Annotated in this window: 19 protein-coding genes; 8 read left to right on the top strand and 11 right to left on the bottom strand. The window is 69.5% G+C overall.

The features are described from left to right. Nucleotides 1-97 precede the first annotated feature (97 nt). The 8 genes from rodA to folC all read right to left on the bottom strand — a co-directional run bounded on the left by rodA (nucleotide 98) and on the right by folC (nucleotide 9,063). Entirely contained in the window at nucleotides 98-1,285 is a 1,188-nt protein-coding gene (rodA, locus tag ABT367_RS22370; RefSeq protein ID WP_352254836.1) for a rod shape-determining protein RodA, read from the bottom strand. Continuing rightward, nucleotides 1,285-3,465 carry a penicillin-binding protein 2 gene (gene mrdA / locus ABT367_RS22365; RefSeq protein ID WP_352254835.1) on the bottom strand — a complete coding sequence of 727 codons (2,181 nt, stop codon included), beginning with the start codon at nucleotides 3,463-3,465 and terminating at the stop codon, nucleotides 1,285-1,287. The genes rodA and mrdA overlap by 1 nt, the downstream gene beginning before the upstream one ends. Further along, nucleotides 3,462-4,136 (bottom strand): rod shape-determining protein MreD, encoded by a 675-nt coding sequence (mreD, locus tag ABT367_RS22360; RefSeq protein ID WP_352254834.1) that lies wholly within the window; start codon nucleotides 4,134-4,136, stop codon nucleotides 3,462-3,464. The genes mrdA and mreD overlap by 4 nt, the downstream gene beginning before the upstream one ends. Nucleotides 4,137-4,141: 5 nt before the next feature. Then, nucleotides 4,142-5,164, bottom strand: coding sequence for a rod shape-determining protein MreC (gene mreC / locus ABT367_RS22355; protein WP_352254833.1), 1,023 nt, complete (start codon nucleotides 5,162-5,164; stop codon nucleotides 4,142-4,144). 165 nt (nucleotides 5,165-5,329) lie between these two features. Then, entirely contained in the window at nucleotides 5,330-6,349 is a 1,020-nt protein-coding gene (locus ABT367_RS22350) for a rod shape-determining protein (protein WP_093613129.1), read from the bottom strand. Between the two features lie 329 nt (nucleotides 6,350-6,678). Beyond that, nucleotides 6,679-7,092 (bottom strand): nucleoside-diphosphate kinase, encoded by a 414-nt coding sequence (ndk, locus tag ABT367_RS22345; protein ID WP_352254832.1) that lies wholly within the window; start codon nucleotides 7,090-7,092, stop codon nucleotides 6,679-6,681. 91 nt (nucleotides 7,093-7,183) lie between these two features. Beyond that, entirely contained in the window at nucleotides 7,184-7,540 is a 357-nt protein-coding gene (locus ABT367_RS22340) for a DUF4233 domain-containing protein (RefSeq protein WP_352254831.1), read from the bottom strand. A 5-nt stretch (nucleotides 7,541-7,545) separates the two neighbouring features. Next, complete coding sequence (gene folC, locus ABT367_RS22335) at nucleotides 7,546-9,063, bottom strand: bifunctional tetrahydrofolate synthase/dihydrofolate synthase (RefSeq protein WP_352254830.1); 1,518 nt, start codon at nucleotides 9,061-9,063, stop codon at nucleotides 7,546-7,548. A 156-nt stretch (nucleotides 9,064-9,219) separates the two neighbouring features. Here folC and ABT367_RS22330 point away from each other — a divergent pair, with 156 nt between their 5' ends. Beyond that, nucleotides 9,220-10,227 (top strand): rod shape-determining protein, encoded by a 1,008-nt coding sequence (locus tag ABT367_RS22330; protein ID WP_352254829.1) that lies wholly within the window; start codon nucleotides 9,220-9,222, stop codon nucleotides 10,225-10,227. Between the two features lie 426 nt (nucleotides 10,228-10,653). Here ABT367_RS22330 and ABT367_RS22325 read toward each other — a convergent pair whose 3' ends face one another. Beyond that, nucleotides 10,654-11,820 (bottom strand): sensor histidine kinase, encoded by a 1,167-nt coding sequence (locus tag ABT367_RS22325; protein WP_352254828.1) that lies wholly within the window; start codon nucleotides 11,818-11,820, stop codon nucleotides 10,654-10,656. A gap of 214 nt (nucleotides 11,821-12,034) precedes the next feature. Between ABT367_RS22325 and ABT367_RS22320 the strand changes: the two genes are divergently transcribed. The 5 genes from ABT367_RS22320 (at nucleotide 12,035) to ABT367_RS22300 (ending at nucleotide 15,454) form a co-directional block, all read left to right on the top strand. Continuing rightward, nucleotides 12,035-12,625, top strand: a complete 591-nt coding sequence (locus ABT367_RS22320) for a vitamin K epoxide reductase family protein (protein ID WP_352254827.1) — start codon at nucleotides 12,035-12,037, stop codon at nucleotides 12,623-12,625. Between the two features lie 51 nt (nucleotides 12,626-12,676). Next, entirely contained in the window at nucleotides 12,677-13,303 is a 627-nt protein-coding gene (locus ABT367_RS22315) for a hypothetical protein (protein WP_352254826.1), read from the top strand. Beyond that, nucleotides 13,300-14,028: a response regulator transcription factor gene (locus tag ABT367_RS22310; protein ID WP_352254825.1), complete on the top strand. Its 729-nt coding sequence runs from the start codon at nucleotides 13,300-13,302 to the stop codon at nucleotides 14,026-14,028. The genes ABT367_RS22315 and ABT367_RS22310 overlap by 4 nt, the downstream gene beginning before the upstream one ends. Nucleotides 14,029-14,197: 169 nt before the next feature. Then, nucleotides 14,198-15,250 carry a glycosyltransferase family 2 protein gene (locus ABT367_RS22305; RefSeq protein WP_352254843.1) on the top strand — a complete coding sequence of 351 codons (1,053 nt, stop codon included), beginning with the start codon at nucleotides 14,198-14,200 and terminating at the stop codon, nucleotides 15,248-15,250. 36 nt (nucleotides 15,251-15,286) lie between these two features. After that, nucleotides 15,287-15,454, top strand: coding sequence for a hypothetical protein (locus ABT367_RS22300; RefSeq protein WP_352254824.1), 168 nt, complete (start codon nucleotides 15,287-15,289; stop codon nucleotides 15,452-15,454). Between the two features lie 69 nt (nucleotides 15,455-15,523). On the opposite strand, the gene ABT367_RS22295 is transcribed toward ABT367_RS22300, so the two are convergent. Further along, entirely contained in the window at nucleotides 15,524-18,151 is a 2,628-nt protein-coding gene (locus ABT367_RS22295; protein ID WP_352254823.1) for a valine--tRNA ligase, read from the bottom strand. Between the two features lie 138 nt (nucleotides 18,152-18,289). Between ABT367_RS22295 and ABT367_RS22290 the strand changes: the two genes are divergently transcribed. Both ABT367_RS22290 and ABT367_RS22285 read left to right on the top strand, forming a co-directional pair. Beyond that, nucleotides 18,290-19,213, top strand: a complete 924-nt coding sequence (locus ABT367_RS22290) for a hypothetical protein (RefSeq protein WP_352254822.1) — start codon at nucleotides 18,290-18,292, stop codon at nucleotides 19,211-19,213. Nucleotides 19,214-19,328: 115 nt separating this feature from the next. Further along, nucleotides 19,329-20,336 (top strand): hypothetical protein, encoded by a 1,008-nt coding sequence (locus ABT367_RS22285; protein ID WP_352254821.1) that lies wholly within the window; start codon nucleotides 19,329-19,331, stop codon nucleotides 20,334-20,336. A gap of 109 nt (nucleotides 20,337-20,445) precedes the next feature. Here ABT367_RS22285 and clpX read toward each other — a convergent pair whose 3' ends face one another. Next, complete coding sequence (clpX, locus tag ABT367_RS22280) at nucleotides 20,446-21,729, bottom strand: ATP-dependent Clp protease ATP-binding subunit ClpX (RefSeq protein WP_199551928.1); 1,284 nt, start codon at nucleotides 21,727-21,729, stop codon at nucleotides 20,446-20,448. Nucleotides 21,730-21,738 lie beyond the last annotated feature (9 nt).

Here is a 21,738-nt window from a genome sequence, read left to right as displayed (position 1 = left end):
CTAGACGCGAAACAGCGCGGGAACCAGATGCCGTTTACCGTCCCGTGAACGGGAAGTGGCCTGGGCGAGGACGTTGCCTGCCGACAAGGGGCAGGCTCTATGCCGACATGGGCCGCTGCACCCGGATCGACTGGAGCAGCCCGATCGCGATCCACACCGCGAACATCGACGTGCCGCCGTACGACACGAAGGGCAGCGGCAGACCGGCCACCGGCATGATGCCGAGGCACATCCCGATGTTCTCGAAGGCCTGGAACGCGAACCAGGCGATGATCCCGGCGGCCACGATCGTCCCGTACAGCTCGGTGGTCCCGCGGGCGATACGGCAGGCGCGCCACAGGACGACGCCGAGCAGCAGGATGATCAACCCGGCGCCGAGGAAGCCGAGTTCCTCACCGGCGACGGTGAAGATGAAGTCGGTCTGCTGCTCGGGCACGAACTGCCCGGTGGTCTGCGACCCGTTGCCGAGCCCGGAGCCGGTGAGTCCGCCCGAACCGATGGCGATACGCGCCTGGTTGGTGTTGTAGCCGACGCCTGAGGGGTCGAGCGCGGGGTTGGCGAAGGCCGCGAAGCGGGCGATCTGGTAGTCGTCGAGCACACCGAGCTGCCAGATGGCGAGCGCGCCGGCCGCGCCCGTGCCGAGCAGGCCCAGGATCCACCGGTTGGAGGCGCCGGAGGCGAGCAGCACCCCGAGGACGATCATCGCCATCACCATGACCGAGCCGAGGTCCGGCATCAGCATCGTGATCATTATCGGGACCGCGGCCAGACCCAGAGCCTGGACGACCGTGCGGTGGTCGGGGTACTCGCGGTCACCGGCGTCCACGCGGGCGGCGAGCAGCATCGCCATGCCCAGGATGATCGTGACCTTCACGAACTCCGAGGGCTGCAGCGAGAGTCCGCCGAGGTCGAGCCAGGCGTGCGCGCCGTTGATGGTGGTGCCGAGCGGGGTGAGGACGAGCAGCACGAGGAAGACGGAGACGCCGTACAGGATCGGCACGGCCGTGCGCAGGGTGCGGTGGCCGAGCCAGACGGTGCCGATCATCAGGCCGATGCCGATGCCGATGTTCAGCAGGTGCTTGAGCAGATACGCGTACGGGTCGTCGCCGACGAGTTCGGTGCGGTTGCGGGTGGCCGAGTAGACCAGGGCCGAGCCGATCACCGAGAGGGCGAGCGTGGCCAGGAGCATCGGCCAGTCGAGCCGCCGCGCGATCGAGTCACGCGCGAACAGCTTGGACATGGTGGTGCGTTCGGGCCCGTACCCGGAGACGGAGAAGCCGCCCATCAGTCACGCCTCCCCGGATTCACGGGCGCCAGGCCCGCCGCCAGCTCCTGCTGGGCCGGCGGCTTCTCCTTGTTCGGCTCGTACGGCTTGATCTTGGGCACGTCGATCGAGCCGTCGGTCTCGATCTTCGGCAGGGACGACTGCGGCTTGGGCAGCAGCGCCTTCTTCAGGTCCTGGTTGCCTTCGGCGTCGAGCCCGTACATCGCGTCGTAGATCTTGCGCACGGCGGGGCCCGAGGCACCGGAGCCCGTACCACCCTGCGCGATGGTCATCACGATCGTGTAGTCCTTGGTGTACGTGGCGAACCACGAGGTGGTCTGCTTGCCGTAGACCTCCGCGGTACCCGTCTTGGCGTGCATCGGGATCTTGTCCTGCGGCCAGCCGCCGAACCTCCAGGCGGCGGTACCGCGGGTGGCGACTCCCGCGAGGGCATCGTTTATCAAGTCGTGCGTCTTGGCGTCCATCGGCAGCTTGCCGTGCGCCTTCGGCTTGATCTCCTCGGTCCGCTTGCCGTCGGGGCTGATGATCGCCTTGCCGACGGTGGGGTCGTAGAGCGTGCCGCCGTTGGACAGGGCCGCGTAGATGGTGGCCATCTGGATCGGCGTGACGAGGGTGTCGCCCTGGCCGATCGAGTAGTTGACGGAGTCACCGGCGCGCATCTTCATGCCTTCGAGGCAGTTCTCGTACGCGATGCGCTCGGCGTAGTCACCGGACTTCTTGCCCTGCTTGCACCAGGCGTCCTTGTTGGCCGCCCAGTAGTCCTTCTTCCACTGGCGGTCGGGGACGCGCCCGGTGACCTCGTTGGGCAGGTCGATGCCGGTCTCCTGGCCGAGGCCGAACTGGTGGGCCGTCTTGTAGAACCAGTCCTTGGCGCTCTTCTTCGGCTTGTTGCCGCCGTCCTTCTGCCACTGCTGGTGGGCGAGCGAGTAGTAGACGGTGTCGCAGGAGACCTCGAGGGCCTGGCCGAGGGTGATGCTGCCGTGGCCCTGGGACTCGAAGTTCTTGAAGACCTGGCCGCCGATCGAGTACGAACTCGGGCAGGGGTAGCGGCCGTTGAACTCATAGCCCGCGTTGACCGCCGCGGTGGTCGGGATGACCTTGAAGATCGAGCCGGGGGCGGCCTGGCCCTGGATGGCCCGGTTCAGAAGCGGGTAGTTGGACTTCTTGCTGGTCAGCTTGGTGTAGTCCTTGCCCGAGATACCGCCGACCCAGGCGTTGGGGTCGTAGTCGGGCTGCGATGCCATCGCGACGACCCGGCCGGTCTTGGACTCCATCACGACGACGGCGCCCGAGTCGGCCTTGTAGTTCATGCCGGTGTTGTCGTCGAACTCCTTGCGGGCGGCCTTCATCGCCTCGTTGAGCTCGTACTCGGCGACGCGCTGCACCTGGGCGTCGATGCTCGTGACGACGTTCGCACCGGGCTGGGCGGGCTCGGCCTGCGTCTGCCGCATGACCCGGCCGAGCTTGTCGACCTCGTACGCGGTGACGCCGGCCTTGCCGCGCAGCTGCTTGTCGTAGGTGCGCTCGAGGCCCGAGCGGCCCACCTGGTCACTGCGCAGATACGGCGAGTCGGTGTCCTTGGCGGCCTGGATCTCCTCGTCCGTGACGGGCGAGAGATAACCGAGCACCTGGGAGGTCTTGGCCGATCCGGGCGCGGTGTAGCGGCGTACCGCGGTGGGTTCGGCGGTGATGCCGGGGAAGTCCTCGGCACGCTCGCGGATCTGCAGCGCCTGCTTGGGCGTGGCCTCGTCGGTGATCGGGATGGGCTGGTACGGCGATCCGTTCCAGCAGGGCTGCGGGGTCTCGGCGTTGCACAGTCGCACCTTGTCGGCGACGTCCTTGGGCGTCATCCCGAGCACCTCGGCGAGCCGGGTGAGGACCCCTTCGCCGTCGTCCTTCATCTTCATCAGCTCGGTGCGCGAGGCGGAGACCACGAGCCGGGTCTCGTTGTCGGCGAGCGGTACGCCGCGCGCGTCCAGGATCGAGCCGCGGGTGGCGGGCTGCACCACGCGCTGGACGTGGTTGCCGTTGGCCTCGTCGGCGTACTCGTCGCCGTTGCGCACCTGGAGGTACCAGAGGCGGCCGCCGAGAGTGAGGAGCAGGGACAGGACCAGGATCTGCAGGATGATCAGGCGGATCTGGACACGGGGTGTTCGGCCGGTCTCCGGAATATTGGTCACAGGCGCTTGACCCCCTTGATACGTCCGGCCCTGGCGACCCGGGCCTTGCTTGCCTTCATACGGAATCCACCACGCTGGCTGCCGATCCTGAGCCCCGTACCGGCGGAGAGCCAACCGGAGGCGACATCGCTCGCCTTGCCGGAGGCGCCGCCGGTCTCGGCCAGCGGATCGTTCTCGGCGCGTCTGGCCAGCCACATGACGGCCGGCACGACGAACGGGGCGAGCAGCAGATCGTAGAGCGTGGCGCTGAACAGCAGGCCGCCGAGGCCCACATGGCGGGCGGCGGTGTCACCGACGAGGGCGCCCACCCCCGCGTAGAGCAGGGTCGAGCCGATCGCGGCGCCGACGACGACGGCCATCGGTCCGGTGGCGGTGCGCAGCTGGCCGCTCTCGGGCTTGACGAGTCCGGCGAGGTAGCCGATCACGCAGAGCACCAGGGCGTAGCGTCCGGCGGCATGGTCTGCGGGCGGTGCGAGGTCGGCGAGCAGACCGGCACCGAAGCCGACGAGACAGCCGCCGACATGCCCGTACACGAGCGCGAGCCCGAGCACGGTCAGGAGCAGCAGGTCGGGTACGGCGCCGGGCAGGTGGAGCCGGGCCAGCACGCTGACCTGCACGACGAGCGCGACGACGACCAGGGTGGTCGACAGGAGCATCCGGTTGAAGCGCATGGCAGTTACTCCTGGTCGTCCTGTGCGGTGCCGGCGTTCGGGTCCCGGCTCGCACCGGTCGGCGGTACCTGACCGCCCGCCGCGTCCTCGCCTTCCCCTTCGGCCGGGTACTCACCGTTCGCGTTCGGCGTCACCGTCACGGTGACGGTCGGCGTCGGCTTGGGCTTGACCGGCTCGGGCAGCACCTTGTCGCGCGGGTCGGTGCGCGGGGCCTCCACGACCACACCGACGACATCGAGCTGCGTGAAGCCGACATACGGCTCCAGGTGCACGGTCCGGGTCAGACCGCCGTCGGAGGGGTCGACCTTGACCACCGTGCCGATCGGGACGCCCGGCACGAAGGGCTTGTCGGCCTGCGAGCCGAAGGTGACCATCCGGTCGCCCTTCTTCACCTTGGCCTTGCCGTTGAGCATCTGCACCGACAGCGGTCGGTCGCCCTGGCCGGTCGCGAAGCCCAGCTCGTCGCTGGACTCCATGCGCGTGCCGACGGTGAAGTCCGGGTCGGTGGCGAGCAGCACGGTGGAGGTGCTGGGTCCGACGGTGGTGACGCGGCCGACGAGACCATCGCCGTTGAGCACGGTCATGTCGCGCTTGATGCCGTCATTGGCGCCGGCGTCGATCGTCACGGTCCAGGAGAAGCCCTGGGCCGCTCCTATGCCGATGACCTGCGCACCCTTGATGCCGTACTGGCCGGCGCCGGCGGTCTTCAGCATCTTGTCGAGCTGGCGGACGCGGCTGCGGTTGCGGTCGTCGCTGCCGAGCTTCGCCTTCAAGGCGGCGTTCTCGCGCTCGAGTTGGCTGACCCGGGTGTGGCGGTCGCCGGACTCCCTGATGGCCTTTATGGCGTTGCCGATCGGGTCGACCGCGGCCGAGACCCCGTTCTCCACCGGACCGAAGACGGTCGCGGCGGCCTGCCGGGCACCGTCGACCGGAGACTCCTCGCCACCCCGGATATCCACCGTGATCAGCGCGAACGCGATGGCGATCAGCAGCACCAGGAGCAGCCGGCTCTCTCGTGTGTCCCTCACGTGCGGCGGCCGTGCCTTCCTCATTGGATGTACTTGCCATGGCCGGGACCGCCTGCGGAGCGCATCCCGGTTAGTGCCCTTATGCGGTTATTGGTGTCTTGCCTCTATATCAACGATCCGCCGTACGAAGTGGCAGCTTCGTACGGCGGATCGATGGTTTTTACGTCATCTGCGCGGCGTCGCGTCGAGCACCTGCTGCAGCGCCTCGAACTCCTCGACGCACTTGCCGGAGCCGAGCGCCACCGAGTCCAGCGGGTCCTCGGCGATGTGGATCGGCATGCCGGTCTCGCGGCGCAGGCGCTCGTCCAGGCCGCGCAGCAGGGCGCCGCCGCCGGTGAGCACGATGCCGCGGTCCATCACGTCGCCCGACAGCTCCGGCGGGCACTTGTCGAGGGTGGTCTTGACCGCGTCCACGATCGCGTTGACCGGCTCCTCGATGGCCTTGCGCACCTCGGCCGCGGAGATCACCACGGTCTTGGGCAGACCCGAGACCAGGTCACGGCCGCGGATCTCGGTGTGCTCGTCGGTGTCGAGGTCGTACGCCGAACCGATCGTGATCTTGATCTGCTCGGCGGTCCGCTCACCGAGGAGGAGGCTGTACTCCTTCTTGATGTGCTGGATGATCGCGTTGTCCAGCTCGTCGCCCGCCACCCGGATCGACTGTGCCGTGACGATTCCTCCGAGCGAGATCACCGCGACCTCGGTGGTGCCGCCGCCGATGTCGACCACCATGTTGCCGGTGGCCTCGTGGACCGGCAGGCCCGAGCCGATGGCCGCGGCCATGGGCTCCTCGATGATGTGCACCTGGCGGGCGCCGGCCTGGGTGGACGCCTCGATGACCGCGCGACGCTCGACGCCGGTGATGCCGGAGGGCACACAGACCACGACGCGCGGCCTGGCCAGGTACCGGCGCTTGTGGATCTTGAGGATGAAGTAGCGGAGCATCCGCTCGGTGATCTCGAAGTCGGCGATCACGCCGTCCTTGAGCGGGCGGACCGCCACGATGTTGCCAGGGGTGCGGCCGATCATCTTCTTCGCTTCGGCGCCGACCGCGAGGATCCCGCCGGTGTTCGTGTTGATCGCGACCACGGACGGTTCGTTGAGTACGATCCCTCGGCCCCTGACGTAGACCAGCGTGTTGGCGGTCCCGAGGTCGATCGCCATGTCACGGCCGATGAACGACATATTGGTTCCCATCAGGAGCGTCTGGCCTTCCCAAAATGGTGCATTGATGGCTTGTCAGGTCGGCGCGGTGGACACGGTGGCGTGGAGGCTTCCATCGTAGTCTCGCCTGCACGGGCACTGTGCGGGGGTCTTCGCCATTGTCAGCAGACGAACCGCCGCCCCGCTAATGGGGACGAGCCGACGGAAGGATGCGTTCCCCCAATCGGCTTGCATATGCCAAGGGGCGACCGCAGTTTTTTGCGGCCGCCCCTGGTCACAGGCCCACTCCGACTGACGGAGCATCAGAAAGTACGGGCGTCACCCATGGCGCCCGCGCGAGGTCCGAAGCCTCAGACGAGACCCGGGAAGAAGATCTTCAGCTCGCGCTCGGCGGACTCCTCGGAGTCCGAGGCGTGGATCAGGTTCTCGCGCACGATGGTGCCGAAGTCGCCGCGGATCGAGCCGGGGGCGGCGGCGATCGGGTCGGTCGGACCGGCCAGCGCGCGGACGCCCTCGATGACCCGCTCGCCCTCGACGACCAGCGCGACGACGGGGCCGGAGGACATGAACTCGACGAGCGGCTCGTAGAACGGCTTGCCCTTGTGCTCGCCGTAGTGCTGCTCGAGGGTCTCCTGGCCGAGCGAGCGCAGCTCCAGCGCGGTGATCTGCCAGCCGGCCTTGCGCTCGATACGGCTGATGATCTCGCCCACCAGCGAACGGCGGACGGCGTCCGGCTTCAGCAGGACGAGGGTGCGCTGGGTCATGGTGTGCGGCTCCTTGGCTCTACGGCGTGCGGGCCTCAGAGACTACTAGGAGTCACCGTGAGGCCTGAACCGGGACCGATCTCAGCCCCCGTCACGCCGGGTCCGCACTCATCCCCTCCTGCTGCGCGGCAAAACGCGCCTTCGCCTCGTCGATCTTGCGGCCGAAGTGCACCGACACCCCCCATAGCGCGGCGAAGCAGACGCCGAGGAAGAACATCGCAGGGACGATGAAGCCCGAGGCGATCAGCGCGATCTGCAGGGCCCAGCCCAGCTGGACGCCGCCGGGGCGGGTGATCATTCCGCAGAGCAGCACGGACAGGACCATGCCGATACCGCAGACCGTCCAGACCGTCCCCATCGACAGGTCCGGGTCCTTCATGGCGACCAGACCCGCGAAGCCGATGATGAAGAACTCGCCGATCAGCGTGGAAGCACAGAGCGTACGCATCGGTGTCAGCCCCTCCCCAGGAGCAGTCGGGCCTCGCCGACGGTGATGACGGAACCGGTCACGAGCACACCGCCGCCGGCGTACTCGCCCTCCTCCTCGGCCAGCGTGATCGCCGCTTCGAGGGCGTCGTCGAGCCGCGGCTCGACCTGCACGCGGTCCTCGCCGAAGACCTCGACGGCGATGCCCGCGAGTTCGTCGGCGTCCATGGCGCGATGGCTGGAGTTCTGCGTGACGACGATCTCCGCGAACACCGGCTCGAAGGCCTCGAGGAAGCCCCGGACGTCCTTGTCGCCGCTCGCACCGACCACACCGATGAGCCGGCTGAAGTCGAAGACCTCGCTGATGGCCTCGGCGGTGACGCGGGCGCCCGCCGGGTTGTGCGCGGCGTCGAGCAGCACGGACGGCGAGGTGCGGATCAGCTCCAGGCGGCCGGGCGAGGAGACCTGCGCGAAGGCCTTGCGGACGGTGTCCACGTCGAGCGGCTCGCTGCGGGACGCTCCCACACCGAAGAAGGCCTCGACCGCGGCGAGCGCGACCGCCGCGTTGTGCGCCTGGTGCGCGCCGTGCAGCGGCAGGAAGATCTCCTCGTACTCGCCGCCCAGGCCGCGCAGCGTCACCATCTGGCCGCCGACCGCGAGCCGTCGCGAGACGACACCGAACTCCAGGCCCTCGCGGGCGACCGTCGCATCGACCTCGACGGACTTCTTCAGAAGGACCTGGGCCGCGTCGACGGGCTGCTGCGCGAGGATCACCGTGGCGTCCTGCTTGATGATCCCGGCCTTCTCGCCGGCGATCTCGCCGGGCGTCTCCCCGAGCCGGTCGGTGTGGTCGAGGTCGATGGGTGTGACGACGGCGACGTCCGCGTCGATCACATTGGTGGCGTCCCAGCTGCCGCCCATGCCGACCTCGACGACGGCGACGTCCACGGGCGCGTCGGCGAAGGCCGCGTACGCCATGCCGGTCAGGACCTCGAAGAACGAGAGCCGGTACTCCTGCTGCGCGTCGACCATCTCGACGTACGGCTTGATGTCCTCGTACGTCTCGACGAAGCGCTCGGCGGAGATCGGCGCCTGGTCGAGCGAGATGCGCTCGGTGACGGACTGGACGTGCGGCGAGGTGTAGCGGCCGGTGCGCAGTTCGAAGGCGGCGAGCAGGGCCTCGATCATGCGGGCCGTGGACGTCTTGCCGTTGGTGCCCGTGAGGTGGATCGAGGGGTACGCGCGCTGCGGGTCGCCGAGCACGTCCATCAGCGCCTTGATGCGGCTGACCGACGGCTCCAGCTTGGTCTCGCCCCAGCGCGAGGCGAGCTCCGTCTCGACCGCGCGCAGCGCCTTGTCGACCTCGGGGTCCGCGGGGCGGGCCGGGATGTCCGGGGCGGCCGGTCCCGACTGCGCGCGCAGGGTACGGCTGCCCGCCTCGATCACCGCCAGGTCGGGGTCGCGGTCCGTCTCCGAGGAGACGATCTCGTCGAACTCGTCGGGGAAGCCTTCTCGGCTGCTGTCGTGCGGGGGGAGCTCACTCACGTACGCCAGTCTACGGAGGTGCGCCGACAGCCCGCCGCGCACCACCGGCCGGACCCTGCCCTCACCCCCCGCACGCCATCGACGGGACCTTGGGCCCACCCGGTTCGGGACCTTCGGCGGCCCTGTTCCGGGCCGGCCCGGGCAAACTTGCCGATCATGGACATAGGGATCGATCTCGGCACCGCCAACACCCTGCTCTACGCCCGTGGCCAGGGCATCGTGCTCAACGAACCGTCCGTCGTGGCCGTCAAGGAGGGCGTACGGGGAGCGCTCGCCGTCGGCACGGAGGCCAAGGAGACCATCGGCCGCACCCCGGGCTCCATCACCGCGATCCGCCCGCTCAAGGACGGCGTGATCAGCGATTACGAGGCCGCCGAGGAGATGATCCGGGCCTTCGTCCGCCGCGCCGTCCCGGGCCGCCGCCCCCGTACGCGCATGGTCGTCTGCGTGCCCAGCGGGGTGACGCCCGTGGAGCGCCGGGCCATCGTGCAGGCCGCGCAGCGGTCGGGTGCGCGGCAGGTGCATCTGATCGAGGAGCCGATGGCCGCGGCGATCGGCGCGGGCCTGCCGGTCTCCGAGCCGCGCGGCTCGATGGTCGTCGACATCGGCGGCGGCACGGCCGAGGTCGCCGTCATCTCGCTCGGCGGAATCGTCACCGCACAGTCGCTGCGGGTCGGGGGCGACCGCTTCGACGTGGCGATCACCGATTACGTACGCAAGGAGCACTCGCTCCTGATCGGCGAGCGCACCGCGGAGGACATCAAGGTGGCGATCGGCTCGGCCGGGCCGGTGCCGGGCGAGGACTCCTTCGAGATGCGGACGTTCGCGGTGCGCGGGCGCGAGAAGGTGGGCGGGCTGCCCAAGACGGTCGACCTCACCGTGAAGGGGATCCGCTCGGCCCTCGACGAGCCGATCGAGGCGATCATCGAGGCCGTGAAGGCCACGCTCGAGGAGTGCCCGCCCGAACTGTCCGGTGACGTCATGGGCCACGGCATCGTCCTGACGGGCGGCGGCGCCCTGCTCCCGGGCCTTGACCTGCGCATGGCCGCCGCCACGGGCATCCCGGTCTCCGTCGCCGAGAACCCCCTCGACTCGGTGGCGATGGGCTGCGGCCAGTGCGTCGAGGACTTCGACTCACTGTCCCGCCTGATGTCGGCGGCGTAGCCCCCGGCCCCACCCACCGCCCAACCACCGGCCGTTGGGGGCGCGTCGACGACTGGACAGCGAGCGCGCGAGCCGACGAAACGGAGCTCCCACCGGCCGGCAGCCGCGCGCCTGCGAGACGGAACCCCACCCACCCATAATTGCCGGACGGAACCCCCACCGACCCGCAGCCGCGCGACGACGGAAGGGGACGGGGAGGGGTGCCTGTCATACGGGCGCCCCCGACGTCGGCGGCAACCCTTCACGGGAACGGTGCCATTGCCCGTATGACAGGTACCCCGGACCGGCACCGACCCCAAGACGACACCGCACGCGGTCAGGCGACGGACAGCGGACAAGGGGCAGCGGACTGCCGACCGCGGACTGCGGGCCGCGGACCCACACGAGCCCCGCGCAGCGGACCCCTACGAGCCCCGCAGCCTCACCTCACAGCCCAAGCCCCGCCGGCAACTCCGCCACCACCTCGTACACCCCATCCCGCCGCCCGGCCCGAAAGCTCCCACCCACACTGCGCACCCGCTCGGCCATCCCCGCCGTCCCCGTACCGGTACCGACCGGCGCCCGGGCAGGCACCACGGCCGGCAGCGCATTGCTGACCGAGACCCGGGCCACCCCCTCCCCCACCGCTATCCGCACCCGCACCTTCTCCCCCGGCGCATGCTTGGCCGCATTCGTCAGACACTCCTGCGCGACGCGGTACACCGCAGCCTGCCGCAACGGCGACAACCGCCCGGCCACCTCGTCGACCTCCAACAGCACCGGCGTACCGGCCCGTTCGCTCTGCTCGACCAGGCCGGGCAGAGCGTCCAGCCCCGGCGTGGGCGTACCGGCGTTGGCCCGCCGCACGATGATCTCGTTGAGCAGCGTGTGGGCCCGCCGAGCGGTGTCCCCCAGGTCCTCGAACTGCGCGGCGTACACCTCGTCCGCCGCGGAACGCGCCCTGCCCGCCAGCACATCGGAGCGCACACACAGCAGCGTCAGCTCACGCCCGACGAAGTCATGGACGTCGCCCGCGACCTCGCTGCGCTCCGTATGCACCGCCTGAAGCACCGCCGTCTCGGCCCGCTGCGACTGAAGGGCTCGCACCAGATCCTGCCGATTGGCCGCGATCCCGACCCCTGCCGCGAGCACACCGATCGGCACGACCAGGCTGAGGAAGTCGCCGAGAGTGTCCCCACGGTGCGCGGGCCAGCCCGGCAGCTGGAAGAGCATGAAGGCCACGACCACGTACACGGCGACCCCGGCCACACCCGCACCCCGGCCCCGGTAGCGGCCGAGCGAGTAGAGCGCGAACTGCGCGAGTGTCAGCTCATGCAGCCAGGCCAGAAGCACCAGCGCCACCACGTACGCCACCCAAGGCGCCGCACGCCGCACAAGCAGCGTCGCCGAACCGGCCGCGAGCACCGCGGTCGCCGCCCAGCCGTTCAGCGAGTTGTCGGCCGCGGCGAGCCCCGGAATGTCCAGGGACATCAGTGCGAAGCAGCCGAGCGCGGTCAGTGCGTCCAGGATCTGCGGACGGGCTGCCCAGGACTCCGCCCGGCGCCGGCCCGCGGCCGCCACCCGGCGGTACGCGTGCGCTGACCGGTCGTGCATCTCTCCATCATCCGGGGTCTTTAGGCCCGGTTTGACGGACCTAGTACCCGATTTACGTGATTTACGGCACTCTGCTCGGGCGGATCCGTCAAGCGGCGCGCACCGCCTCGGCCGAAAGCGCGCACCGCCTCGGCCGAAAGTACGGCCCGGACCAGGGACTCGTCGGGACCACCGCATCTACAGCCGGACCCCGCGGCCCAGGGACGCTGGACTCATGAGCCGCCCCACCGCCCCCGTCCCGGCAGCCCGCGCCCTGAGCGTGCTCATCGTCGCGGCCGGAGCCCTCGGCACGCTCGCGTCCGCGATGCTCACGTACGACCGGATCGAGACCCTGGCGAACCCCGCCTTCGTCCCGGCCTGCTCCCTGAACTCGGTGCTCAGCTGCACGGACGTGATGGACACCTGGCAGGGCAACCTGCTCGGCTTCCCCAACATGCTGCTCGGCCTCCCCGCCTTCGCCGTCCTGCTCGGCCTCGGCCTCGCGCTGCTGTCCGGCGCCGCACTCCCCCGCTGGATATGGCTCGGCATCCAGGCGGGAGTCACCGCCGCCTTCGTCTTCGTCGTCTGGCTGATCACCCAGTGCCTCTACGTGATCGGCGCGCTCTGCCCCTGGTGCATGCTCGTCTGGGCCGTCGTCCTGCCCCTCTTCTGGTACGTGACCACGCACTGCCTGCGCACCGGCGTCCTGCCCACGCCCGCCGGTTTGGCCCGGTCCCTCACGGCGAACTCGTGGGCGGGGCCCGTCGTCCTGTACGGCACCGTCCTGGTGCTGGTGCTGACCCGTTTCGGCGACCGGCTGTTCTGATCACCGGCGCGGTTCAGACGATCGCACCGGCTGTGGAGGTGCAATCAGCCCATGTGGTACGCCCAGAACCCCGGCCGTCGTACGCGCCAGATGATCGGCGACGGCGCCGTCCTCCTGTGGGCCCTCCTTTGGGCCGCCCTCGCCTTCATCGCCTACCGGCTCGTCCAGCTCCTGTCCGGACCCGCCCAGGATGTCGAGACCGCCGGCCAGCGCTTCAGCTCCGGCCTGACCACCGCGGGCAGCACCGCGTCGAAGGTGCCGTTCGTGGGCGGCAAACTCGACGAGGCGCTCCGCAACGTCGCGGGCGCGGGCGACAAGCTCGCGGACGCCGGTGACAACGGGGGCACCGCGGTCGACGCCCTCGCCCTGACCGGTTCCCTCGCCCTGTTCCTGCTGCCCGTCGGCCTGGTCCTCGCGCTCTGGCTCCCCCGGCGCCTGCGCTGGTCGCGCCAGGCGGTCGCGGCCCAGGAGCTGGCCGCGTCGGACGACGGCCGCGAACTCCTCGCCCTGCGCGCCCTGCTCCGCCCCCTCGACGAAGTCGCCTACCTCGCCCGCACGGCCGACCTCCCCGACGCGAGCGCGGGCAGCCTCGCGGAGGGCTGGCGCGGCGGCGACCCGGACACCCTCGACCTCCTGGCGGAGGCGGAGCTCGAACGGCTCGGCCTGCGGACCGCGTGACCCACCGGCACGCGGCGGGCGGGGCGCGCCCGCCCCTGGTGCTCATCGCCGTCCCCGAGGACACGGGCACCGAGCTGCGCGAGCTGTTCCTGCGTCTCGCCAAGGCCAACCCGGTCGACCTCCTGGTCGTGCACGACGGCCGGAAGGCGTTGCGCGCCCTGTTCCGCCACCGCCCCGACGCCATGGTGCTCAGCCTCCGCCTGGAGGGCCTGAGCCCGTGGCGGGTCATCGACCGCGTACGGGACATGAGCGAACTGCCGCTCCTGGTCGTGGACACGACGTACGACGCCGACGACGCGGTCCGGGCGCTCGAGGCCGGGGCCGACGACTACCTCACGCCGTCCACTCCCGAGCGCGTGGTCGGCCCGCTGCTGCGGGCGCGGCTGCGGCGCGGCCGCCCCGCGCCCCGCAGGACCCAGCTGATCGAGGACGGCTGGCTCACCGTCGACCTCGCCGCACGTGAGGCCGTCGCCGACGGGAACTTCCTCGACCTGTCCGTACTCGAACTCGACCTCCTGACCGCTTTCGCCCGCAACCCCGGCCAGGTGCTCACGCGCGAGCAGCTGCTCGACCTCGTCTGGCACGAGCCGGACGCCGAGCCGGGGCGGGTCAAGTACGCGGTGCACCGGCTGCGCGGCAAGATCAGCCGGGCCACCGGGCAGACCGCCCCCATCGGCTCGGTGCGCTCGATCGGTTACCGGTACCGGCCGCCGGGCACTTCCTAGGCCCTGGTCACCGGGCTCTCCAGGACCAGCCGCCGTCCCTCAACAGGCCCTGGAAACCGCCCTGTTCGCAGACCCTGCAACCGACCCGCAACCATCCGGCACGCCCCCTGCCACCGAGACCTGTCACGATCCACCCGTATCGGCCGAAAGTACGAGTGGAGGCGTGGAAATGCAGTTGGTGGCCCTTGTCCCGGCGCACGACGAGCAGGACCGCATCGTCGCCACGCTCGCCGGCCTGTACCGCCAGACCCGCCGGCCCGACCGTGTCGTGGTCCTCGCCGACAACTGCACGGACGCCACCGCCGAGATCGCCGAACGGTGCGGCGCCGAGGTGTTCCTGCCGGTCGCCAACCGCGACAAGAAGGCCGGCGCCCTCAACCAGGCCCTCGAACCGCTGCTCACCGAGCTCGACGACGACGCCCTGGTCCTCGTCCAGGACGCCGACACGGTGCTCGCCCCCGACTTCGTACGCACCGCAGCCGTCGCCCTCGACGACCCCGAAGTGGGCGCCGTCGGCGGAGTCTTCTACGGCGAGCAGGGCGGCGGGCTCCTCGGACTGCTGCAGCGCATGGAGTACCAGCGCTACGCGCACGAGATCCACCGCAAGAAGAACGAGGCCGTGGTCCTCACCGGCACCGGCACCCTGTTCCGCGCCTCGGTCCTGCGCGAGGTGCGCGCGGCCCGGCGCGCGGGTCTGCTCGGCGGCGGCACCGGCTGCTACAGCCTCGCCTCGCTCACCGAGGACGACGAGATCACCAAGGCCGTGAAGACCCTCGGCCACCGCACGGTCTCCCCCGACGGCTGCCGTCTGGTCACCGAAGTCCTGACGTCCGCCCGCTCGTTGTGGCACCAGCGGATGCGGTGGCAGCGCGGCGCCCTGGAGAACCTGCGCGACTACGGGCGCACCCCCGTCACCGCGTACTACTTCCGCCAGCAGTTCCTGCTCGGCCTCGGCACCCTCGCCCTGGCCTGCTTCGTCCTGTTCGCGGTCCTGAACCTGTCGGTCAACGGCTGGCAGGGCGCGGCCCCGTTCTGGACCGCGATCACCCTCGTCTTCGTCGTGGAGCGCGCGGTGACCGTCCGCGGAGCGGGTCCACGGGCCGTACTCCTCGCCGCGCTCCTGGTGCCCGAGCTGCTCTACGACATGTTCCGGCAGGCGGTGTACGTCAAGTCGCTGATCGACCTCGCGCTGCGGCGCCAGGAGCACTGGTACGCCACCTGACCGCCCCATCCCCTTGCAGGTCAAAGGAGTTCACCCATGTACGCACGGCCCATGAACGCCGCCGCGATCGGCATCCCCGGCGCGGCGATCGCCGCGAGCAGCACCCCCTTCCTCGCCGCCCTCGGCACGATCGTCGCCCTGACGACGCTCGTCGCGGCCGGCCTGGCGGTCAGGACGCTGGTCCACACCGCGATACGGCACTGAGCGCCGCCTGGGACGTCGAAGGCCCCGGAACCGTCACCGGTTCCGGGGCCTTCGTGGACGTACGACCGGCTAGGCGGCCGGCAGCTTCTCCAACTGCCCCTGGATACGGGCGATATCGGCCTCGGCCTTGGCGAGCCGGCCACGGATCTTGTCGACCACCTGGTCGGGGGCCTTGGCCAGGAACGCCTCGTTGCCGAGCTTGCCGTTCGCCGCCGCGACCTCCTTCTCGGCCGCCGCGAGGTCCTTGGTCAGACGCTTGCGCTCGGCCTCCACGTCGATCGTGCCCGAGAGGTCGAGCGCGACCGTGGCGCCCGCGACCGGCAGCGTGGCGGTGGCGGAGAAGCCCTCGCCCTCCGGCTGGAGCCGAAGCAGCTGGCGGATGGCCGGCTCGTGGGCATCGAGGCCGGTGCCGGTCAGGTCCACGCGGGCGGGGACCTTCTGGCCGGGCTGCAGACCCTGGTCCGTACGGAAGCGGCGGACCTCGGTGATCAGGGACTGAACCGTCTCGATCTCCTTCTCCGCGGCCGCGTCCCGGAAGCCGGAATCGACCGGCCAGTCGGCGATGACAAGGGACTCGCCACCGGTCAGGGTGGTCCACAGCGTCTCCGTCACGAACGGGACGACCGGGTGCAGCAACTTCAGCGTGACGTCGAGGACTTCACCGAGGACGCGCTTGGTGTCCTCGGCCTCCTGGCCACCCGCCATGAACGTGGTCTTGGTGAGCTCGACGTACCAGTCGAAGACCTCGTCCCACGCGAAGTGGTAGAGCGCGTCGCTGAGCTTGGCGAACTGGTAGTCCTCGTAGAGCCCGTCGACCTCGGCCACGACCTCGTTCAGCCGCGACAGGATCCAGCGGTTGGTCGCCGACAGACGCTCGGCGGGCGGGAGTTCACCCTCGACCGTGGCGCCGTTCATGAGCGCGAAGCGGGTCGCGTTCCAGATCTTGTTGGCGAAGTTGCGCGAGGCCTGGACCCAGTCCTCGCCGATCGGGACGTCGGTGCCCGGGTTGGCGCCGCGCGCGAGCGTGAACCGCAGCGCGTCCGAGCCGTACTTGTCCATCCAGTCCAGCGGATTGACCGCGTTCCCGAACGACTTCGACATCTTCTTGCCGAGCTCGTCACGGACCATGCCGTGGAACGCGATCGTGCGGAACGGGACCTCGCCGTCCATCGCGTACAGACCGAACATCATCATCCGGGCGACCCAGAAGAAGATCAGGTCGTAGCCGGTGACCAGGACGGAGTTCGGATAGAACTTCGCCAGGTCAGGCGTCTTCTCCGGCCAGCCCAGCGTGGAGAAGGGCCACAGGCCGGACGAGAACCAGGTGTCGAGGACGTCGGTGTCCTGCGTCCAGCCCTCACCGCTCGGCGGCTGCTCGTCAGGACCGACGCAGACCGTCTCGCCGTTCGGACCGTGCCAGACCGGGATGCGGTGCCCCCACCACAACTGCCGTGAAATACACCAGTCGTTGAGGTTGTCGATCCAGTCGAAGTAGCGCTGCGTCAGATCGGCGGGGTGAATGTTCACGCGGCCGTCGCGGACCGCGTCACCGGCGGCCTTGGCGAGCGGCTCGACCTTGACCCACCACTGCAGCGAGAGGCGCGGCTCCAGCGTGGTCTTGCAGCGTGAGCAGTGCCCGACCGAGTGGACGTACGGCCGCTTCTCGGCGACGATCCGGCCCTCGGCACGCAGCGCCGCGACGATCGCGGAACGCGCCTCGAAGCGGTCGAGGCCCTCGAAGGGACCGTGCGCGGTGATGATGCCGCGCTCATCCAGGACCTCGATGGACTCGAGGTCGTGACGCTGCCCGATCGCGAAGTCGTTCGGGTCGTGGGCGGGCGTCACCTTGACCGCGCCGGTGCCGAACTCCGGGTCGACATGGGTGTCCGCGACGACCGGGATGGAGCGACCGGTCAGCGGCAGCTTGATCTGCTTGCCGACGAGGTGCGCGTACCGCTCGTCGTCCGGGTGGACGGCCACGGCGGTGTCACCGAGCATCGTCTCGGCGCGCGTGGTCGCGACGACGATGGTCTCGTCGCCCTCGCCGTACTTCATGGAGACGAGCTCGCCGTCGTCGTCCTGGTAGTCGACCTCGATGTCCGAGATGGCCGTGAGGCACCGCGGGCACCAGTTGATGATCCGCTCGGCCCGGTAGATCAGACCCTCGTCGAACATCTTCTTGAAGACGGTCTGGACGGCGCGCGAGAGCCCCTCGTCCATGGTGAAGCGGTCGCGGTCCCAGGCGACACCGTTGCCCAGGCGTCGCATCTGGCCGGCGATCTGCCCGCCGGACTCGTCCTTCCACTGCCAGACCCGCTCGACGAAGGCCTCACGGCCCAGGTCGTGCCGGGACTTGCCCTCCTTGGCCAGCTCGCGCTCGACGACGTTCTGCGTCGCGATGCCCGCGTGGTCCATGCCCGGCTGCCACAGCGTCTCGTAGCCCTGCATCCGCTTGCGGCGGGTGAGGGCGTCGATCAGCGTGTGCTCGAAGGCGTGGCCCAGGTGCAGCGAGCCCGTGACGTTCGGCGGCGGGATGACGATCGTGTACGGGGGCTTCTCGCTCTTGGCGTCGGCAGTGAAGTAACCGCGCTCTACCCAGCGCTCGTACAGCTCCCCCTCTACCTCGGCCGGCGCGTACGTCTTCGGCAGTTCGGGCTCGGGGATGCTGGCGTGCTGCTGCTGAGTGTTCTCGGTCACGCGGACAGTTTAGAGGTGTCACAGCCCCGTCCCGAAACCGGAATTCTCGGTAACGGTGTGACCCCCGCCGCCCCGCTCGGCGACCGCTTCCGCCAGGATGTTCGGAACGCATAAGCATCTGGAGGGGGAACCCACCGCATGAGTTACCAGCAGCCGGGCCCGTACGGCGGCCAGCCGCAGCAGCCCGGCCCGTACGGGCAGCAGGGCGGCTACCCGCAGCAGCCGCCACAGCAGCCGGGCTACGGGTATCCGCAGCAGCCGCAGCAGCCCGGATACGGTGTGCCCGCGCAGAACGGTGGCTACGGCCAGCCGCAGCAGCCCGGGCCCTACGGCCAGCAGCCGCAGCCTCCGTACGGACAGGCGCCCTACGGCCAGGTCCCGCCGCCTCCGCCGGTGGGCGGGAACGGCAAGAAGATCGGGATCATCGTCGGCGCGGTGGTCGCGCTCGCGGCGATAGGCGGCGGCGTCTGGTGGTTCATGGGCGGCTCCGGTGCGGATGTCGCCGACGACGGGCCGCACAAGCTGACGGCGCCGGAGTCGGTGCTCGACGGCAAGTTCGCCAAGCAGGACGGGGGCGGCGGCACGTTCAGCGGTGACGACACCAAGGACGCGGAGAAGTGGGGGGTCAAGAACCCCAAGGACGTCGACGCCGAGTACCAGGCCGGCAAGGACCTCACGCAGGAGAACCTCGCCTTCGCCGGTGTCTACGGCGAGATCGAGGACCCGGAGTCGGTCGTCGACAAGGCCTTCGCGCAGATGAAGGCCGAGGCCGCGAAGGAGCCCGAGAAGGGCGAGCTGGTCGGCAGTCCCAAGTCGTTCAACCGGGACGGCGCCGCGATGAAGTGCCAGGAAGCCAAGTTCAAGAACCCGGACGGCGACGGCACCGCGAAGGGCGGCCCGAAGGAGTTCTCGCTCCCGATCTGCATCTGGGCCGACTACAGCACGGTCGCGATGGTGACGCACATCAATGTCGCCGGTGCGCTGGTCGGCAAGGGCACGACGCCCGAGGACGCCGCCGATTTCACGGCGAAACTGCGCAAGGAGGTACGCGTCAAGCTCTGACGCGTAGCTCGTCACGCACCACCAACGGGGCCTCCGTCAGCACGGTTTGCCAAGACCCCGCTTCGGTCAGGGTGCTGGAATACCAAGCCGTTTTAAGCATGGAGGAATTCAGATCATGAGTTACAACCAGCCCGGTCCGTACGGCGGTCAGGAACCGCAGGGTCCTTACGGCCAGCAGCCCGGTCAGCCGCAGCAGCCGGGCCCGTACGGCCAGCAGCCGCAGCAGCCTTACGGTCAGCCGCAGCAGCAGCCCGGTTACGGCTACCCGCAGACGCCGCCGGGCCAGCCCGCGTACGGCCAGCAGCCGGGCCAGCCCGGATACGGTCAGCAGCCTTACGGCCAGGACCAGTACGGCCAGCAGCCGTACGGCGCTCCGCAGCCCCCGGCCGGCGGCGGTGGCGGCAAGAAGGCGGCCATCATCATCGGCTCCGCGGTGCTTGTGGCGGCGCTCGGTGTCGGCGGTTACTTCGCGTTCGCGGGCGGTGACGACGACAAGGGCGGCTCGGGTGGTTCGGGCGGCGGCGGGAGCGTCGCGGGCGAGGGCAAGCTGAAGGACGACGGTCCGCATGTGATCGACGCGAAGGACCAGGTCCTTGGCGACTACCAGCAGATGGAGCTCATCCCCGGCGCGCCCAAGGCGAAGCCGGCCGCGCCGACCGTCGGCATGCCGAAGCTGGTCGCCGAGAGCTCCAAGATGGAGAACCCGATGTCCGTCACGGTCATCTACTCCAACCGCTCGGCGGAGGAGCTGCAGGACAAGTCCAAGGTGGTCGGCTCGAAGGCGATCACGTTCGTGGGCATGTACGGCAAGGTGGCCGACCCCAAGCAGGCGCTCGACGATGTCTTCACGGATCTGAAGAACGACAAGTCGCAGGGTCTGACGATGCTCGGCTCGCCGGAGTCGGTCTCGCCCACGGGCGCCGACGGCGCGCTGATGAAGTGCCAGCAGGCGGAGGCGAAGAACCCGGCCACGAACCAGGTGGACCGCCAGTACATCTGCATCTGGGCCGACCACAGCACCATCGGTGTGGGCATCCCGGCCAAGGACGGCAAGGGCACCCCGCTGGACTACTCGGCGAACCTGACGGGCGACCTGCGCAAGGAAGTCCGCGTCGCGGGATGACCCGCTGACACGGCACACAGAAGGGCGCCCGGCCAACTCACTGGCCGGGCGCCCTTCTTGTACGTACGAGAAATCCTCATGCGTACGAGGAATCCCTAAGCGTACGAGATCACGCGCTCTTCTCGTGCCGTCCGTCCGGCTTGCCCACGATGCGCGGGACCAGCGTCGGGTTGACGTTGGAGCGGACGACGTCCGGGGTGATGACGACGCGGGCGACGTCCTTGCGGGACGGCACCTCGTACATCACCGACTGCAGGACCTCTTCCATGATGGCGCGCAGCCCGCGGGCGCCGGTCTGGCGCAGGATGGCCTGATCGGCGATGGCCTCGAGGGCCTCGCGCTCGAAGTCCAGCTCCACACCGTCGAGTTCGAACAGCCGCTGGTACTGCTTGACCAGCGCGTTGCGCGGCTCGACGAGGATCTGCAGGAGCGCTTCGCGGTCGAGGTTGTGCACCGACGTGATGACAGGGAGGCGGCCGATGAACTCGGGGATCATGCCGAACTTCACCAGGTCCTCGGGCATGACGTCCTCGAACTGGTCCATCTCCTCCAGCTCGCGCTTGGAGCGGATGGTGGCGCCGAAGCCGATGCCCTTGGCACCCGCACGCCCCTCGATGATCTTCTCCAGACCGGCGAACGCGCCGCCCACGATGAACAGCACGTTCGTGGTGTCGATCTGGATGAACTCCTGGTGGGGATGCTTGCGTCCGCCCTGCGGCGGTACGGAGGCCGTGGTCCCCTCGAGGATCTTCAACAGGGCTTGCTGGACGCCTTCTCCGGAGACATCGCGCGTGATCGACGGGTTCTCGCTCTTACGAGCCACCTTGTCGATCTCGTCGATGTAGATGATCCCGGTCTCGGCCTTCTTGACGTCGTAGTCGGCGGCCTGGATCAGCTTCAGAAGGATGTTCTCGACGTCCTCGCCGACATAGCCGGCCTCGGTCAGCGCCGTGGCGTCCGCGATCGCGAACGGTACGTTCAGCATCCGGGCGAGCGTCTGCGCGAGCAGGGTCTTGCCGGAGCCGGTCGGGCCGAGCAGCAGGATGTTGGACTTCGCCAACTCGATGGCGTCGTCGCGTCCTTGGGCGCTGGACTCGCCGGCCTGGACGCGCTTGTAGTGGTTGTATACCGCCACGGAGAGGGCCTTCTTCGCCGACTCCTGGCCGACGACGTAACCCTCGAGGAACTCGTAGATCTCGCGGGGCTTGGGAAGTTCTTCCCAGCGCACCTCGCTCGTCTCGGCGAGCTCCTCCTCGATGATCTCATTGCAGAGGTCGATGCACTCGTCGCAGATGTACACACCGGGCCCTGCGATGAGCTTCTTGACCTGCTTCTGACTCTTTCCGCAGAAAGAACACTTGAGCAGATCGCCGCCGTCACCGATGCGTGCCACGAGGTGCTT

The organism is Streptomyces mesophilus, assembly GCF_040300965.1.
GTDB lineage: Bacteria > Actinomycetota > Actinomycetes > Streptomycetales > Streptomycetaceae > Streptomyces > Streptomyces mesophilus_A.
The sequence above is the reverse complement of the archived record's forward strand: the minus strand, read 5'-3'. Positions and strand labels throughout refer to the sequence as shown.